13 protein-coding genes and 1 riboswitch are annotated in these 15,396 nt (G+C 48.8%); of the genes, 9 read left to right on the forward strand and 4 right to left on the reverse strand.

All coding sequences use genetic code 11. The annotated features are described in order from the left end of the window. Positions 1-15: 15 nt before the first annotated feature. The 3 genes from MYF79_RS18050 to MYF79_RS18060 all read right to left on the reverse strand — a co-directional run bounded on the left by MYF79_RS18050 (position 16) and on the right by MYF79_RS18060 (position 3,250). The gene (locus MYF79_RS18050) at positions 16-1,083 is read right to left on the reverse strand and encodes an efflux RND transporter periplasmic adaptor subunit (RefSeq protein WP_247809044.1); all 1,068 of its coding nucleotides are present in this window, start codon (positions 1,081-1,083) and stop codon (positions 16-18) included. A gap of 24 nt (positions 1,084-1,107) precedes the next feature. Beyond that, positions 1,108-2,460, reverse strand: a complete 1,353-nt coding sequence (locus MYF79_RS18055; RefSeq protein WP_247809045.1) for a TolC family protein — start codon at positions 2,458-2,460, stop codon at positions 1,108-1,110. A 184-nt stretch (positions 2,461-2,644) separates the two neighbouring features. Continuing rightward, a complete protein-coding gene (locus tag MYF79_RS18060) occupies positions 2,645-3,250 on the reverse strand; it encodes a TetR/AcrR family transcriptional regulator (RefSeq protein ID WP_247809046.1) in 606 nt (201 codons plus the stop codon). 94 nt (positions 3,251-3,344) lie between these two features. Here MYF79_RS18060 and MYF79_RS18065 point away from each other — a divergent pair, with 94 nt between their 5' ends. From MYF79_RS18065 to MYF79_RS18080, 4 genes are all read left to right on the forward strand, one after another. Next, the gene (locus tag MYF79_RS18065) at positions 3,345-4,319 is read left to right on the forward strand and encodes an NAD-dependent epimerase/dehydratase family protein (protein ID WP_247809047.1); all 975 of its coding nucleotides are present in this window, start codon (positions 3,345-3,347) and stop codon (positions 4,317-4,319) included. A gap of 50 nt (positions 4,320-4,369) precedes the next feature. Continuing rightward, positions 4,370-4,482, forward strand: a riboswitch (SAM riboswitch). Between the two features lie 165 nt (positions 4,483-4,647). Further along, positions 4,648-5,820, forward strand: coding sequence for a trans-sulfuration enzyme family protein (locus MYF79_RS18070; RefSeq protein WP_247809048.1), 1,173 nt, complete (start codon positions 4,648-4,650; stop codon positions 5,818-5,820). Between the two features lie 48 nt (positions 5,821-5,868). Then, a complete protein-coding gene (locus MYF79_RS18075) occupies positions 5,869-7,179 on the forward strand; it encodes an amidohydrolase family protein (protein WP_247809049.1) in 1,311 nt (436 codons plus the stop codon). A 39-nt stretch (positions 7,180-7,218) separates the two neighbouring features. Continuing rightward, the gene (locus MYF79_RS18080) at positions 7,219-8,520 is read left to right on the forward strand and encodes a YdcF family protein (protein ID WP_247809050.1); all 1,302 of its coding nucleotides are present in this window, start codon (positions 7,219-7,221) and stop codon (positions 8,518-8,520) included. Here the strand turns inward: MYF79_RS18080 and MYF79_RS18085 are convergent. Further along, entirely contained in the window at positions 8,462-9,724 is a 1,263-nt protein-coding gene (locus tag MYF79_RS18085; RefSeq protein WP_247809051.1) for a dicarboxylate/amino acid:cation symporter, read from the reverse strand. The genes MYF79_RS18080 and MYF79_RS18085 overlap by 59 nt on opposite strands. 78 nt (positions 9,725-9,802) lie before the next feature. On the opposite strand from MYF79_RS18085, the gene ygiD reads away from it, so the two are divergent. From ygiD to MYF79_RS18110, 5 genes are all read left to right on the forward strand, one after another. Beyond that, positions 9,803-10,687: a 4,5-DOPA dioxygenase extradiol gene (ygiD, locus tag MYF79_RS18090; protein ID WP_247809052.1), complete on the forward strand. Its 885-nt coding sequence runs from the start codon at positions 9,803-9,805 to the stop codon at positions 10,685-10,687. A gap of 713 nt (positions 10,688-11,400) precedes the next feature. Next, positions 11,401-12,054 carry an HAD family hydrolase gene (locus MYF79_RS18095; RefSeq protein WP_247809053.1) on the forward strand — a complete coding sequence of 218 codons (654 nt, stop codon included), beginning with the start codon at positions 11,401-11,403 and terminating at the stop codon, positions 12,052-12,054. Between the two features lie 122 nt (positions 12,055-12,176). Further along, on the forward strand, positions 12,177-12,881 hold the full coding sequence (locus MYF79_RS18100) for an NUDIX hydrolase (protein WP_247809054.1): 705 nt from the start codon (positions 12,177-12,179) through the stop codon (positions 12,879-12,881). A gap of 172 nt (positions 12,882-13,053) precedes the next feature. Next, positions 13,054-14,697, forward strand: coding sequence for a ribulokinase (locus tag MYF79_RS18105; protein WP_247809055.1), 1,644 nt, complete (start codon positions 13,054-13,056; stop codon positions 14,695-14,697). Continuing rightward, complete coding sequence (locus MYF79_RS18110) at positions 14,694-15,395, forward strand: L-ribulose-5-phosphate 4-epimerase (protein ID WP_247809056.1); 702 nt, start codon at positions 14,694-14,696, stop codon at positions 15,393-15,395. The genes MYF79_RS18105 and MYF79_RS18110 overlap by 4 nt, the downstream gene beginning before the upstream one ends. Position 15,396 lies beyond the last annotated feature (1 nt).

A 15,396-nucleotide genomic window follows, 5' to 3' on the forward strand; every position in this document is an offset into this window, starting at 1 on the left:
CGTCGCTATGCGGTATTATTTTACAGTGATGGCACTGCCTTCTGTCAGATAAGCACTACCGGAAATGATCAGGGCGCCTGCATCCTGCAGTCCTTTGCTGATGATCACTTTGTCGGCTTCCATTCCCCCTATGGTGACAGCTATTTTATGAGCGGTCTTATTATCGTTGGTAACGTATACATAGCCTGTGCTGCCGTCGCCTTCCAGCAATGCATCGTAAGGAATAGCCCAGGGACCATTACCATCTGCAGCAGCAGTTACTACGGGTTTAATGACAGCTTTGCCAAACATACCAAAAGCAATAGCTGAGGGCTTTTCTCCGGTTAACTTAATATCCGCAGTAAAAGAGCCGCTTTGTGGCTGGATGCCTTCTGACTTACGGGAAACTACGCCTGCGAAGGCCTTGCCGGGAACGGCTTCCACCTCTACGCTGGCTTTGTCCTGCAGGCTGATAGCTGCCCATTCCTTATTGCTGACATTCACACGCAGGAGCCAGTTGCCCGATTGTGCGCCATTTGTTTCCAGTACAGGGGTGCCGGGTTGCACCAATTGTCCTTCACTGGCAAGTTTACGTAGTATATAACCGCTTTCCGTTGCCAGGATCTGCGAGTGCGTGTGGTTGAATTGTGCAGTCTTCAGCTGCTCACCGGCAATATCCAGTGCTGTCTTTGTATTCTGCAACTGTTCGAGGGTGGCCACACTATCCTTGTAAAGATTTTCTACACGTTTGTAATCACGTTGTGCTTTTTCAAAACCAAGCTGGGCCTGTTGCACCTGTGCGTTGATCTCTACCGGATTTAATACTGCCAGCAATTGACCCTTCTTAACGGCGTCTCCTTCCTTTACCAGGATGCGCTGAATGATACCACCTGTCTTAAAGGAGAGCAGCACTTCATCGTCTGTAGTGAACTGGCCTGATACGGAGATAGCCGGATTGGAATTCATTTTAGCGTTCAGGGGAAGCAGTTTTACTGGTATCCCCGAAGACTGACTATTGTTGTTTTCTGCTGCGCTGGGCGCTCCGCAGGAGATAACCAGGCAGGAAAAGGTTGCCAGCAGTGAAAAAGAGAGAATAGATTTCATGTTGAATATTTTTAAGGAAGTAGATTAAAGTTTATAGGAAGCTTGTGTGCGTTCAATGTCGGCGATAGCGGTTTGCACAGCGGCGAAAGCTACAGATAGCTGCAGTTTTGCATTGGTAAGCTGGTTCTGCGCATCCAGCAGTTCTATGTACAGTAACTGTCCTGCCTTGTACACCTTCGACTGGTCTGTATAATATTTTTCAGATAATAACAGCTGCTCCCTGGCGCTTTTGAAGTTGGCCACTGCTGTGTGATAGTTATTTTCAGCAACCTGCTGTTCCAGTTGAAATGAAATACTGGTTTCATTGTAAGCTGCCTGCAGATTACTGACGTCAATGGCCGCTTGTTGTGCCTTATACTTCCGCTGACCGGCGGCAAAAAGGTCCCACTGCAGGTTTACGCCCCACATGTAGTAGCGGGATTTGTTATCGACGTTCCAGTTGAAACCCTGTGAGCCGAGATCCAGGAAGGTGCTGATTTTGGGTACCAGGTAAGACTTTGACTGGCGATAAAAGAGTGAGGCGATCTTCTGTTGCTGGGACAGCTGGACTAATTCGTCTCTTGTGTTGCCGCCCGGAGCGGGAGCCGGCAATATTTCTTCAGGTATAAAGATGCTGCTGTCTATGGTAATAGGAGCGTTCAGGTCCCTGTTCAGCAGGAAGTTGAAATAGGCCCGGGCATTCCGTTGTTTATTCTCCGCTTCGGTAATAGACGCTGCAATCTTCTGCTGTTCTGCCTTTGCGCGGGTAAGGGCTGTACTGTTTGTGACGCCGTTGGCGAGGAAGCTGGTGTTGACCCTGATATTCTCCTGCACCTGAAGCTGGGCGGTATTGTAGATCTCCACTGCTTTCCCCGCCTGGTAATATTGATAATAGGCAGTTTTAATGTCTTTCACCAGCTTACGCTTGTAAACATTGACAGCCGCCTGCTGTAGCGTGATGCTTTCCTTCCGGATCTTGTTGGCATACCATATTTCCGTATTCACCAGTGGGAGAGAAGTGCGGAGGTGTACATCATAGAAATTATCAGGGTTCAGTAAGAACGACTGATTTTCCATTTGGGGGAATTTCTGGCTGTTGGTCAGCTGATTGAGTGTACTGTATACGGGGTTCAGCATATCTCCGACAGGAATATCAATGGTACGGCCGCCATCAGCTTTGGTATAGCTACCAGCAAGTCCGATCTGCGGAAAGAATAGGCTTTTGGCCTCCTTCAGGGCATAGAGCGATTTGTCCAGCTGAAAATGCTGCTGTTTCAGCCCCTGGTTCTGTGAGAACGCGCTCTGGATATAATCATCCAGGACCTTTCCCTGTCCATAGCCGTATTGAACGGACATTCCGGACACGGCGAACAGTATTATGAACATTTTTCTTTTCATGATCGTAGTTGAAATTATGAACAGTGTTTAGTGTCGGAGGATAAAAAAAGACACTTACGTGTCCTGGTATCTGCTATAAATCAGTCAGATACCGCTTTTATGTTGACAAGGTCAAATAAGAGGCCGGCGGCAGTTTTTTTAGACGGCTAATAGTTGATGCCGTCAATTATCATCCCGCCATCGTCTATTTTTTGATCAGCCGGAGATGCTCGTTTACGGTAGCTGCGATCACATTACGGATCTGATCGTCAGGCAGTTCCATTACCTTAATGCGTTCTCTGATAAAAAGCGAGATGAGCCCGTGTCCCAGTGCCCAGATGGAGAGCGCCCCGATCTGGGCATTCTCATAGCGCAACTGGTCCATGCACTTATCCATAGTGTCGGCCAGGAAACCATATGCTTCGTCACAGTTCGGCCAGTCATTGTCGTTCACCGCATTCATAGGAGAGCGGAGAATGAACATCAGGTCGTACAGGTCCGGATGCTCAAAGCCAAAATTGACGTAGGAGTGGAGCAGTTGTTCCAATCTTTCCATCGGGTCTGTGGCAGTTACGTCTCTGACGAAGGCATTATATAACTCCAGGAAGGCCTGTCCTTGTACTTCGTACAACAACTCATCCTTGTCTTTATAGTAGAGATAAATAGTGGCCGGGCTGTACTCTATTTTATCCGCTATATTGCGGATAGAGGTCCTGTCGAAACCTTCCTTAACAAACATCTCCATGGCAGCGTTAATGATGAGTTTCCTCATTTCCTGCTTTTCTCTTTCCTTTCTGTCTGTGATGCCCATATAAATAACTTTACGGCACAAACTTACTGAACAGTGTTCAGAAAATGAAATATTTCTTTTAGCTTTACGTCATTACTTGTAAAACAACCCTATTATGACCAATAATACACAATCAAACATTTCAGGATCAGGAATTTATACAATTTTAGGCGCAGGGGGGAGCATAGCACGGGAATTGACAGCCGTTTTACTGGAAGAGGGCAAGCATGTGAGATTGGTAAGCAGACAGGCAAAACCGGTGAATGGGGTATCAGATATAATAGCGGCAGATATTACCGATCCTTTGCAGGCACGCAGGGCTATCAGTGGTTCGTCTATCGTGTTCTTATGTGTGGGACTTGTTTATGACCATAAGGTATGGCAGGACAAATGGCCGAAGATCATTCAGAATGTAATTGAGGCTTGCAGCGAAGGCGGCATTCCCTTCATCTTTTTCGACAATGTTTACATGTATGGGCTGGTAGACGGTGCTATGACGGAAGATACGCCTCATCATCCGAGAAGCAAAAAAGGAGAGATCAGGGCAATGATCGCAGACAAGATCATGCAGGGGGTGAAACAGGGTAATATTACGGCGAGCATTGCACGCTCGGCCGACTTTTACGGCCCTGCTGCAGACAGTACCAGCGTGCTCAATATCATGGTGATCAATAAACTGGCGCAGGGACAGGCTGCTAACTGGATGGGCAATGACCAGGTGCCGCATAGTTATACTTTTACACCTGATGCGGGCAAGGCGCTTTACCTGCTGGCGTCAGATCCGTCTTCGTTTAACCAGGTATGGCATCTGCCCACAACAAATCCTGCACCTAACGGGAAAGAATATGTGGAAATGGTGGCGGCAGCCCTGCAGGTAAAGCCGCGTTATACAAAGCTGAATGGCTTTATGATCCGCCTGGCTGGCCTGTTTAACAGGACTATCGGAGAGCTGCATGAAATGATGTACCAGACCACGCATCCGTATATTTTCGACAGCACAAAATTTGAAAGACATTTCAATTTTACGCCTACTTCCTATGAAGAGGGGATCGCCCTGACCGTGAAAAGTATTGGAGACAGGAAAAAATAAATTTGGTGATTTAATTTGTTCTCTCATATCTTTGCACCAGTTCTTTAAGTTTCTTATCAAGAAAGGCAGAGGGAAATGGCCCTGCGAAGCCTTAGCAACCACCCGGTTCCACCAGACCGGAAAGGTGCTACATCCATCCCGCTTACAGCGGGAAAGATAAGTCAGTAGGTTTGATCTATTTTACTTGAAATAAATAAAACTCACCTGGCTACCAGGTGAGTTTTTTGCTTTTAAGCACTTCCTGCCACTATCTGCATCTCTTTTTGATAAGTTCCTCATAAGGACCTGTTTAATCAACAATTATCATCAAACTCAAAAACAAAAAGAGATGAGCACAATCACACAACTGATCCATTCCATTCCCGTAGATCCGCAAACAGGCGCTATTGCCGTACCTATTTATCAGACCTCTACTTTCGTACAGGAAGCGCCGGGTGTAAACAAAGGATACGACTATGCAAGGACCAACAACCCTACCCGTGAAACGCTGGAAAAAATAGCCGCACAGCTGGAAGGCGGCGCCACTGGTATTGCCTTCTCCAGCGGACTGGCAGCTATAGATGCTATCGTAAAACTGCTGCAATCAGGTGATGAGATTGTTGCCGTAGATGATATTTACGGAGGGGCCTTCCGGTTATTCAACAAGGTATATAGCAAATTTGGCATCAAGGTAACCTATGTGGATACCTCAGATGTGCAGGCCGTTTTCAATGCCATAACTCCCGCTACTAAGCTGATATGGCTGGAAACACCGACCAATCCTACATTAAAGATATCTGATATTGCTGCTATTGCGAAGGTTGCTGCCGCCAGTAAATGCCTGTTCTGTGTAGACAATACTTTCGCTTCTCCGGTCTTGCAACAGCCGCTGGCACTGGGTGCAGATATAGTGATCCACAGCGCTACGAAATACCTGGGAGGACATAGCGACCTTATTGCAGGACTGGTGGTGACCAGGACACCGGAACTGGGTGCGGAGATCAAATTTTACCAGAACGCCTGTGGCGCCATCCTCTCCCCGTTTGACAGTTTTCTGCTGATACGTGGTATAGAGACATTACATCTGCGTGTACGGCAACACTGTGCCAACGCCCAGGCAATTGCGGAATACCTGGAACAACACCCATTGGTAGATAAAGTGTATTACCCCGGTTTGAAAAGTCATCCCGGCCATGAAATAGCAAAACGGCAGTCGAAAGGCTTCGGGGGAATTGTTTCTTTTACCTTTAAGGACGATACGGAAGCAACAGCGATCTCGTTTGTGACTGGCACCCAATATTTTAAGCTGGCAGAGAGCCTCGGAGGTGTTAAAAGTTTGTTATGTCACCCGGCCAGCATGACCCACAAATCCATCCCTGATGAAAAGCGGAGAGCCGCCGGGGTGGCCGATGGCCTTGTCCGTTTGTCGGTAGGACTGGAGGAGCCGGCAGACCTCCTTTCAGACCTCGATCTTGCCTTTTATAAAATTCAGCAGGCGACCGGGTCCGTTTTAAGTTTATAGTTTCGTAGTTTGCAGTTTCTGGATTGATAAACTGCAAATTGTGTAACTATGCTAAAACGTATATTTCTCAGTGTTTGCCTCTCCGCTATTTGTTACTATACTTATGCCCAGGACAACACTTCTTTTATAATCAAAGATATTACCCTGATTGACGGGAGCGGGGCTGAAGCCCGTTCCCATGTCAGTCTGGTTGTCAATGAAGATACCATTGCGGCAATACTACCCGCAGGCACAAACTATCCTGTTAAGGGCGCCGTTGAAATAGATGGACAGGGAAATACCGTAATACCACTGCTGGTGAATGGCCATGGCCATGTTGGATTGTTAAAGGGCGAGACAATTGCCGCCGCCAACTATACGCCGGAGAATGTTAACCGCCACCTGATGCAATACCTGGAATACGGTGTGGGAACTGTATTAAGCCTGGGAACCGATCAACCGGCTGCCTTCATTTTCAGGGATGCATCGCGGATGGAGATGTTGCCGGGTGCTTCTTTTTACACAGCGGGTTACGGTTTTGGCGCCCCCAAAGGCGTGCCGCCACCTGCATTCGGTCCCAGTATCCTACGCCCTTTAAGCGCAGATCAGGCCTTGCAGGAAATGCGCCGCCTCGCTGTATTGAAACCGGATTTTGTTAAGATATGGGTAGACGGAGAACCACGCCTTCTTCCCGAGATATACCATGCTATTATTACGGAAGCACATGCCCACAATATCAAGGTAGCCGCACATGTATATTACCTCGAAGACGCCCGCAAACTGGTAGATGCAGGGGTCGATGTGCTGGCGCATAGTATCAGGGACCAGGAGGTAGATGATTCCCTGATCATTGCAATGAAACAGAAGAATGTCTGTTATATTCCCACCCTTTGCATCGAAGAATTCGGCTTTGCTTATGCCACGTTGCCGGAATGGTTTGCTGATCCTTTCTTTATCCGCTCGCTGGAACCCGGTGTGTGGGATATGCTGAAAGGCGAAGACTATCGCCAGCAACAAAATAACGACCGCGAAAGGAAAATGAAATCCCTTCAGATCGCCTCCCGGAACCTGCATAAAATGGATAGTGCAGGCATAAAGATCGTCATGGGCACAGACTCCGGTGCACAGCCGGTGAGGGCCCTGGGCTTTTCGGAACACCGGGAACTACAGCTGATGACAGAGGCAGGAGTACCACCTTTAAAAGTGATCCAATATGCTACCTACAACGGCGCCGCCATGCTGGGAATAGAACAGCGGACGGGCAGCCTGGCGCCAGGTAAAAAGGCGGATTTTATGGTGCTGGACGCAAATCCTTTACAGGACATCAGGGCTACACGTAGTATCAAAGCTATTTACAAGAACGGAAAACAGATACAGTAATCAAAACTAGGGCGCAGCCAACGCGCCGGGGGAAAAAATATGAGATCAGCAGTCAAAATGAGTTTATGCCTGCTATTGTGCCTGGTAACATTGACGGCACAGTCGCAGCGTAGGAAGACCACAAAAGGAAAAGGCAAATCCAAAGCAGGAACAACGAAGACCGTAAAGGTTGCCACTCCTTCTTACAGTACCACGCAACAGGTACAGATGAGGAAATCGTTCTACCTGTTATACCTGCTGGAAAGAAATGGCCCTGCACATGATGTTATTGTAAAAGACCCGGTATTCAACCAGATAGCGAAAGACAGGCTGTCACGTTTAACGACAGCCTACAGCCAGTGTGCTGACGCTGCCTGCATCGGTAAAGCGCTGGAATGGACGGCAGATGAGATACACGATGTGAGTGAGGAATTCAAAAGACTGGCAGTCGCCAATCCTGATATAGCGGAAACAGTGCAGCGTCTCAAGGTGGTAGACCGTTACCCCTTATATGCTGATAACGCAGATACTACCTTTATCCGGAAGGCCTGGGAGGATGTGGCGACAGGTATCAATCATGTCTGCCGTGTATATCTGCAGGGCGTTCCTCCCCGTTATCCGAGGATAGATTCCATCTCTTTCCGCCCCTCAGATCCGGCATTTGTGAAACAGGTGAAAACGGCAGTGCAGCAGATCCTGCCCATAGGTACAGGGAATACATTCTATAAGCAACCTTTGCTGGGAGCGCTGAAGGCACTGGAAATCAACGGCCGTGATGAAGCTACCCGTTACGAGCCTTTATACAAAGAGCAGAACGCGGCGGCTTTTGCGAAGTCGAAAAGGGTGAACTGGAATGCCTATCGCTTCAGTACCATACTGGTGCCGGGCAGTGGTCCGGGGAAGGCAGGACAGTCCATGGACAGTATGGGCATGTTCCGTTGTAAGCTGGCAGCAGAACAATACCGCAATAATGTAGCTCCTTTCATCATTGTGTCCGGCGGCCATGTGCATCCTTACAAAACGCCTTTCTGCGAAGCGATCGAGATGAAAAAATATATGGTGGGCAAACTGGGGCTTCCTGACAGTGCTGTGATCATAGAACCGCATGCAAGGCATACAACAACCAACATCAGGAATGCGGTAAGACTGGTATACCTGTTCAATATACCTGCCGCAAAACCGATGTTGATCGTGTCCGATTCGTTTCAGTCGCTCGCTATTGAAAAGATGGCAGCGCGCTTCATAAACGAAATAGGCTATCTGCCTTATACCGGACTGGAAAGAAAATCGCCTACGGAGAATATTATATTACCGGATCTGAAAGCCTGGCAGCAGGATCCTGAAGATCCGCTCGATCCTTAAGCCAACGGCGCCCTTTCATTACCCTGGTCACCATCATGGCGGCTACTGTATCGCCGGTAGCATTCAGGATGGTAGCCAGGGGATCCACGAGGGTACCGATCACCATCACAGCAGGAAGGGCTTCTATTGGAAAACCATATACAGACATGACCAGCAATTCCCCGATATAACCACCATTGGGAATTCCTCCTTCTACAATACTCACGATCACCGTCACTCCCAGGGCAAGTAATACGGTATCTACACCCGTCAGCGGACGGTGGAACATGGCAAACACGACGCCTATTTTTACAACAGAAGATATACTGGATCCATCTTTATGCAGGGTGCCGCCCAATGGCACGACCACGTTCCCGATATGCTCCGGAATGCCCATACGCTGTGCAGCCAGCAGGTTAGCGGGTATGGTGGCGATGCTGCTGCAGGAGCCAAGCGCGGTAAAAGTGGGTACCAGGTTATTCTTCCAGTAGATCTTCACCCCCGCCATTCCTCCGGCCAGGAAGGCATAGACACTGAACATTACTATGAAATAAAATAGCCCGAAGCCATAATACAGGGCCATTGAACTGGCATAGGTGCCAAAGAGCTCAGGGCCCAGCGTGCCTACCTGGTAAGCGAAGTAGGCGCCCAGGCCGACAGGTCCAAGCAGCATGATGATATTGAGTAATTGCTTCATGACCTCATTGCCGGAGTCCAGGAAGTGCCGGAATGCCTTGCCGGATTCGCCGGCCTTCAGTGCGGCAAAACCTACGAGCGCGGAAAAGATGAGGAAGGGTAACATGTTTTTCCGGGACAGTAGTTCATAAAATTCACCTACTGTCAGTAGGCGGGTAAGCTGTTCTCCTGGTCCTGCCGTCTTCATTTCCTCCATCGCCATGGGGCCTGTGGTAACAGCCTGCAGGGGAAAGAACCAGATAGCAACGATCGTGAGGAAGGCCGACACAAGGACGGTGCCGACAAAGACCAATCCCATCACAGACATCACTTTGCCCAGTTTCTGACCCGGATCTACATTGGCAATAGCAGAAGCAATGGCAAAAAACACCAGTGGTATAACAGCTGTAAAAAGAAGGTTCAGGAATATATCGCCTATTGGTTTGATCACTTCCACCCGTTTTCCGAAGATCAGCCCGAGGATGCTGCCGGCAATAATTCCACCCAGCAGCAGTAGCAGGCTGCTATAATTTTTGAGTATGGTCCGCATGGCTCAAATATATTGAAAAGTCCACTTTATCAGATGATTTGTCCATTTCCTGCGCAGGGGTGTTAAGTACCTTTGTGTATGATGAACAGGAAGGATTTTCTGGCTGCAATGGCCATTTTACCTGTAGGAGGATTATATATGCAATTACAAGAACTGGGGAAGATCACCCGTGATTATCAGCGTACTACGTTGATGCCGGCTATGTTCATCGGTCATGGTAGCCCGATGAACGCACTTTACGACAATGCTTTCACCCGCCGGCTGAAAGAGATGGGCGAATCGGTAAAACAATTACCTAATGCTATACTGGTCGTATCTGCGCACTGGCTGACAAGGGGCACACATGTGCTGACGTCTGCCAGGCCTGCTACAATACATGACTTCGGAGGTTTTCCGCAGGCGCTGCACGAAGTGCAATACCCGGCTCCGGGAGCGCCGGAACTGGCCCGTGAAACGGCAAAGCTGATCAAAAGCACCCAGGTGGTGGAAGATGATCAGTGGGGGCTAGATCATGGTACATGGACCGTCTTAAAACACATGTATCCTGAGGCCAATATTCCTGTATTCCAGCTGAGTATCGACTATTACAAGCCACCGGCCTATCATTATCAGCTGGCACAGGAGCTGAAGGAGTTGCGCAAACGAGGAGTACTTATTGTGGGGAGTGGGAATATCGTCCATAACCTGAGGAAGATCAGTTTTAACGACAATGCAGCGCCTTTTGACTGGGCGCTGGAATTCGACGCTACTGTAAAGAATAAGGTCGAACAGCGCGCTTTTGATGATCTGCTGCATTATGAAAGGCTGGGAGAGGCGGCGAAGCTCTCCATTCCAACGCCGGACCACTATTTTCCATTTATCTACGGTCTTGGTCTGGCAGGGGTGGATGAAGAGATCAGGTTCACTTACGAAGAGATCCAGAATGGAAGCATTAGTATGCGGTGTTTCCAGGTAGGGGAGTAAGCTAATAAAACTTCAATACACAAGTGTCCATGGACAACGGCAATAAAAGGGCTGTCGTCCATGGATTTTTTTATGTCCGGAAGAAGTGAAAAATTTAATTGTAAATTTGACATTTATCATTAAATTGCAGCAGGTAGTAATTACGTTTACCTGAATTGTCCTGTCCGGGTGTTCCACTGTTATGCTATTTATCCGGCGGGCAACTAGTCTGTTGACAGCTCATTCATCTATAGCGGTTGCTTTCCTGGCTGCCGGGTCTGTTTCCTGTTTTTGAGACGTGGTGTAACGGTGTGGGGATGCCCGGTTTACTATATAAATGTTTCTGCGAACTGCATGCAAATTCCAGTAATTTTTGCCGCATGCGGTCGATTCAATAACGTGAACTAGATCACGAAGGTCGAACTCATTCGACCTTCTTTTTTTATGTTCCCGGAACCAGGTTCGTCACCTCCGGGGATTTCGCCACGCATTCACGAAGGATTAACTTCGACTATACTACCGGTTCCTACCTGTAGGCGCTACAGTCCTGCCCGTAGACCCACTATTCTATAGCGTTCGCTATAGAACAGCCCTCTAGTGCTATAGTAAAGTCCCCGTAGATACTAGCCTCCGCCGGATCCAAAGACTAACTTAAGCAAATAAGGATATAATTGGGACTACTCCGCAGCTATTTAATTTATTAGCTTTGACCCGCTAAATTGTAAAACAGGCATATGAAAAAGGCATTTATTTTTGACATGAACGGCACTATGATAGACGATATGGCATATCATCTGGAGGGCTGGTATAATACCCTGACTGAGCTGGGGGCGGGTTTGAGCCGGGAGGCGGTAAAGAAGGAAATGTATGGCAAGAACCAGGAGCTGCTGGTCCGTATTTTTGGAAAGGACCGTTTTACAACAGCGGAGATGGATGAACTGTCCCTGGAAAAGGAGAAACGTTACCAGGCGGCTTATCTGCCCCATCTGCAGCTGATACCAGGCCTGCAGGCATTCCTGGAAGCCGCCGGGAAGGAAGGGATCCCGATGGGAATAGGTACGGCGGCCATTCCGTTCAATGTAGACTTTGCACTGGATAATCTTCATATCCGTCATTACTTCCGGAGCATCATAACGGCCAACGATGTAAGCACGAGTAAACCGCACCCGGAAGTGTTCCTGAAGGCTGCTGCAGAACTGGGTGCGGATCCTGCTTCCTGCATTGTGTTCGAAGATGCGCCAAAAGGCGTAGAAGCCGCTGCCAATGCGGGTATGAAGGCGGTGGTGCTAACTACGATGCACACCCGTGAGGAGTTCAGCGACTACGATAATATCATCACTTTTGTACCGGATTATACGACGCTGACGCCGATGGATTTGTTCCGCTAAAAAATAATTGTAAAGTTGACATTTAAAGTTCTATCTTGTGTAGAAATAAACAGTCTGTGGGTCAAAAAAATGGCAATGTCAACAGGGAGTTTTATATTAGCGGAATTAAACTCCTGGATAGTATGACACGTTATTCCCGGCAAACCCGGATGCTGGTAGCTGTAGACTGTATTATTTTTGGTTTTGACGGACAGGATCTGAAGCTTCTGCTGATCAAACGCGGTTTCGAGCCGGAAAAGGGAAAATGGAGCCTGATGGGAGGCTTCGTACAGGCAGATGAAGACCTGGAAGACGCGGCAGCCCGTACACTGACCAAGCTCACAGGACTTGAAGGGGTCTATATGGAGCAGCTGGCAGCTTTTGGCAGCCCGAACAGGGACCCAATGGAACGTACGCTTTCTGTAGCCTATTTCGCATTGATCGACATCAACCAGTACAAGCAACAGATCACGGATGAGTACAAAGCTGAGTGGTTTCCACTCAAAGATGCACCTAAGCTGATCTTTGACCACGCAAAAATGGTAGAAGAGGCCCAGGCACGATTAAGGTACAAAGCGGCCATTCACCCGCTCTTATTTGAACTGCTGCCTACCAGGTTCACCATTCCCCAGTTGCAGATACTGTTCGAAGCAGTGTACGACGCCGGCTTTGACAAGCGCAACTTCAGCAGGAAAGTATTATCTACCGGCTTACTTGTCAAACAGAAAGAAAAAGAGAGGGCTACTTCCAAAAGGGGAGCATTCTATTACAAGCTGGATAAAAGAAAATACAGCGCCAAATTCCACGCCTTCCTCAATTTTGTTTCCGATCCCGGCAATCTGAAATAAGGATCTACTGATATGATTTCACCGTCATGGTGGCGCTCATATCAGCGTTTTTTTGCCTTATCAAATAATTGTCTCTTTGACAATAAAGTAGACCAGGACATTTACTCATTTTTTAAATAGTTGCTGTCTTCCACTGCTCACAGGCAGGGAGGACCGTTCAAGGATGTACGTTATGCAAGATTCATTTGTAATAGGTGTCGACTTCGGCACCGATTCAGTACGGTCTCTCGTAGTGAATACCCGGACAGGAGAGGAAGCAGGTAGTGCCGTGCACTATTATCCCCGCTGGCAGAAAGGACTGTATTGCGACCCTGCTGTGCAGCAATACCGTCAGCACCCCTTAGATTACCTCGAAGGACTGGAACAGAGCATCCGCGGAGCACTGCAACAATGCCCGGCAGGTACTGCCGCCCTCGTGAAAGGCATTGCCGTGGATACCACCGGTTCTACTCCCGGCCCCGTAGATGAAACGGGCACGCCGCTGGCCCTCTTACCTGGCTTTGAGAACAATCCTAACGCTATGTTCGTTCTATGGAAAGATCATACCGCCAATAAAGAGGCGGCATTGATCAATGACACCGCGCATAGCAATGGCACCGATTATACAAAGTACTGTGGTGGTATCTACAGCAGTGAATGGTACTGGGCCAAGATCCTGCACGTGATCACTGAAGATGCTGTTGTGAGAGAGAAAGCTGCCTCCTGGGTAGAGCATTGTGACTGGATACCGGCGCTGCTCACAGGCAACCGCAGTCTCAGCACCCTGTTGCGCAGCCGTTGTGCGGCAGGCCACAAGGCCATGTGGCACGCTTCATGGGGAGGTTTACCTCCGAAAGATTTCCTGGAGAAATTACACCCATACCTGGGCAAATACGATAAAACATATACCGATACGGTGGAAGCGACCATACCGGCCGGGACCATCAGCGAAGAATGGGCAACCCGTCTGGGACTTCCCAAAGACGTCGTGATAGGTACCGGCGCTTTCGATGCCCATATGGGTGCTGTGGGCGGTGGTATTCAATCCTATTCCCTCTGTAAGGTGATCGGCACCAGTACCTGCGATATCCTCGTGGCGCCTATGGAGGAAGCAGGACATCTGTTTGTAAAGGGCATCTGCGGACAGGTAGATGGTTCTGTAATACCCGGCATGCTGGGACTGGAGGCCGGACAATCGGCCTATGGCGATGTATTTGCCTGGTTGCGCCGCCTCATTATGGGACCATTATACGCGCTGTTGCCTGAGGATAAAGAAAAACTTGCGGCCGTGGAGGATAAATTATTGGGCTACCTGTCGCAACAGGCGCAGCAGCTGCCTTTAAGGGATAATGACCCATTGGCGCTGGACTGGTTCAACGGTCGCCGTACACCCGATGCCAACCATACCGTGAAAAGCACTATTACCGGCTTACACCTGGGAATAGACGCTGTGCAGCTGTTCAAGGCATTGGTAGAAGCCACCGCTTTTGGCGCACAGAGCATTGCTGAGCGTTTCGCAAAAGAAGGAGTGCCTATTAAGGAAGTAATAGCCCTGGGCGGCGTTGCCAAGAAATCTTCTTACGCCATGCAGGTGCTGGCAGATGTAATGAACAGGCCTATCAGGATCGTAAACAGTGAGAATGCATGTGCACTGGGCGCTGCTATGTTTGCAGCTACCGCGGCGGGCATTTACAGTGATATCGGGAGCGCACAGAAAGCGATGAGCTCCGGCTTTGAAACCGTCTGGCAGCCGCGCCAGGAAAATGTTCCATACTATGCAGCCCGTTACCGTCAATTCCAGGAACTGGGCGCATTCACCGAAAAATTGTATGTATGAGCAACCGTTATCAGGGCATAAAAGAACAGGCTTATGAAGCTAATATGCAGTTGCCCGCATTAGGACTGGTACTGTTCACTTTTGGAAATGTGAGCGTGGTAGACCGCGGTGCCGGCGTCTTTGCCATTAAACCGAGCGGCGTACCTTATAAGTTATTGTCGCCCGACAGCATGGTGATCGTTGATTTCGAAGGAAAGACAGTGGAAGGGACAGGACGACCTTCTTCGGATACTAAGACCCATGCAGTGTTGTATAAGCATTGGGAAGAAATAGGCGGTATTGTACATACGCACTCCACCTATGCTACTGCCTGGGCACAGGCGCAGCGTGATATTCCGATCTATGGCACCACACATGCCGATCACCTGACGGCAGATGTGCCCTGTGCGGCGCCCATGAGCGATGAAATGATCAAGGGCAACTACGAGCATGAAACCGGCTTCCAGATCATGCAATGCCTGCAGGAAAGGAACTTGTCCTATAAGGACGTGGAGATGATGCTGGTAGGCAATCACGCGCCCTTTACATGGGGAAAGACGGCAGATAAAGCAGTGTACAACGCGGCAGTGCTGGAAGAGGTAGCAAGAATGGCTTACCTGACAGAAAGCATCCGCCCGGAATGTCCTAAACTGAAAGAATCCCTGATCAAAAAACATTTCGAACGCAAACACGGGCCTGATGCCTATTATGGTCAATAAT

The organism is Chitinophaga filiformis (genome assembly GCF_023100805.1).
GTDB lineage: Bacteria > Bacteroidota > Bacteroidia > Chitinophagales > Chitinophagaceae > Chitinophaga > Chitinophaga filiformis_B.

Excerpts from the sequence above, each read along its gene's own strand:
- MYF79_RS18095 (WP_247809053.1), top strand. The coding sequence starts at position 11,401 with ATGAAAAAGGCATTTATTTTTGACATGAACGGCACTATGATAGACGAT.
- MYF79_RS18100 (WP_247809054.1), top strand. The coding sequence starts at position 12,177 with ATGACACGTTATTCCCGGCAAACCCGGATGCTGGTAGCTGTAGACTGT.
- MYF79_RS18050 (WP_247809044.1), bottom strand. The coding sequence starts at position 1,083 with ATGAAATCTATTCTCTCTTTTTCACTGCTGGCAACCTTTTCCTGCCTG.
- MYF79_RS18085 (WP_247809051.1), bottom strand. The coding sequence starts at position 9,724 with ATGCGGACCATACTCAAAAATTATAGCAGCCTGCTACTGCTGCTGGGT.
- MYF79_RS18070 (WP_247809048.1), top strand. The coding sequence starts at position 4,648 with ATGAGCACAATCACACAACTGATCCATTCCATTCCCGTAGATCCGCAA.
- MYF79_RS18080 (WP_247809050.1), top strand. The coding sequence starts at position 7,219 with ATGAGATCAGCAGTCAAAATGAGTTTATGCCTGCTATTGTGCCTGGTA.
- MYF79_RS18105 (WP_247809055.1), top strand. The coding sequence starts at position 13,054 with ATGCAAGATTCATTTGTAATAGGTGTCGACTTCGGCACCGATTCAGTA.
- MYF79_RS18060 (WP_247809046.1), bottom strand. The coding sequence starts at position 3,250 with ATGGGCATCACAGACAGAAAGGAAAGAGAAAAGCAGGAAATGAGGAAA.
- MYF79_RS18110 (WP_247809056.1), top strand. The coding sequence starts at position 14,694 with ATGAGCAACCGTTATCAGGGCATAAAAGAACAGGCTTATGAAGCTAAT.
- MYF79_RS18065 (WP_247809047.1), top strand. The coding sequence starts at position 3,345 with ATGACCAATAATACACAATCAAACATTTCAGGATCAGGAATTTATACA.
- MYF79_RS18055 (WP_247809045.1), bottom strand. The coding sequence starts at position 2,460 with ATGAAAAGAAAAATGTTCATAATACTGTTCGCCGTGTCCGGAATGTCC.
- MYF79_RS18075 (WP_247809049.1), top strand. The coding sequence starts at position 5,869 with ATGCTAAAACGTATATTTCTCAGTGTTTGCCTCTCCGCTATTTGTTAC.
- ygiD (WP_247809052.1), top strand. The coding sequence starts at position 9,803 with ATGATGAACAGGAAGGATTTTCTGGCTGCAATGGCCATTTTACCTGTA.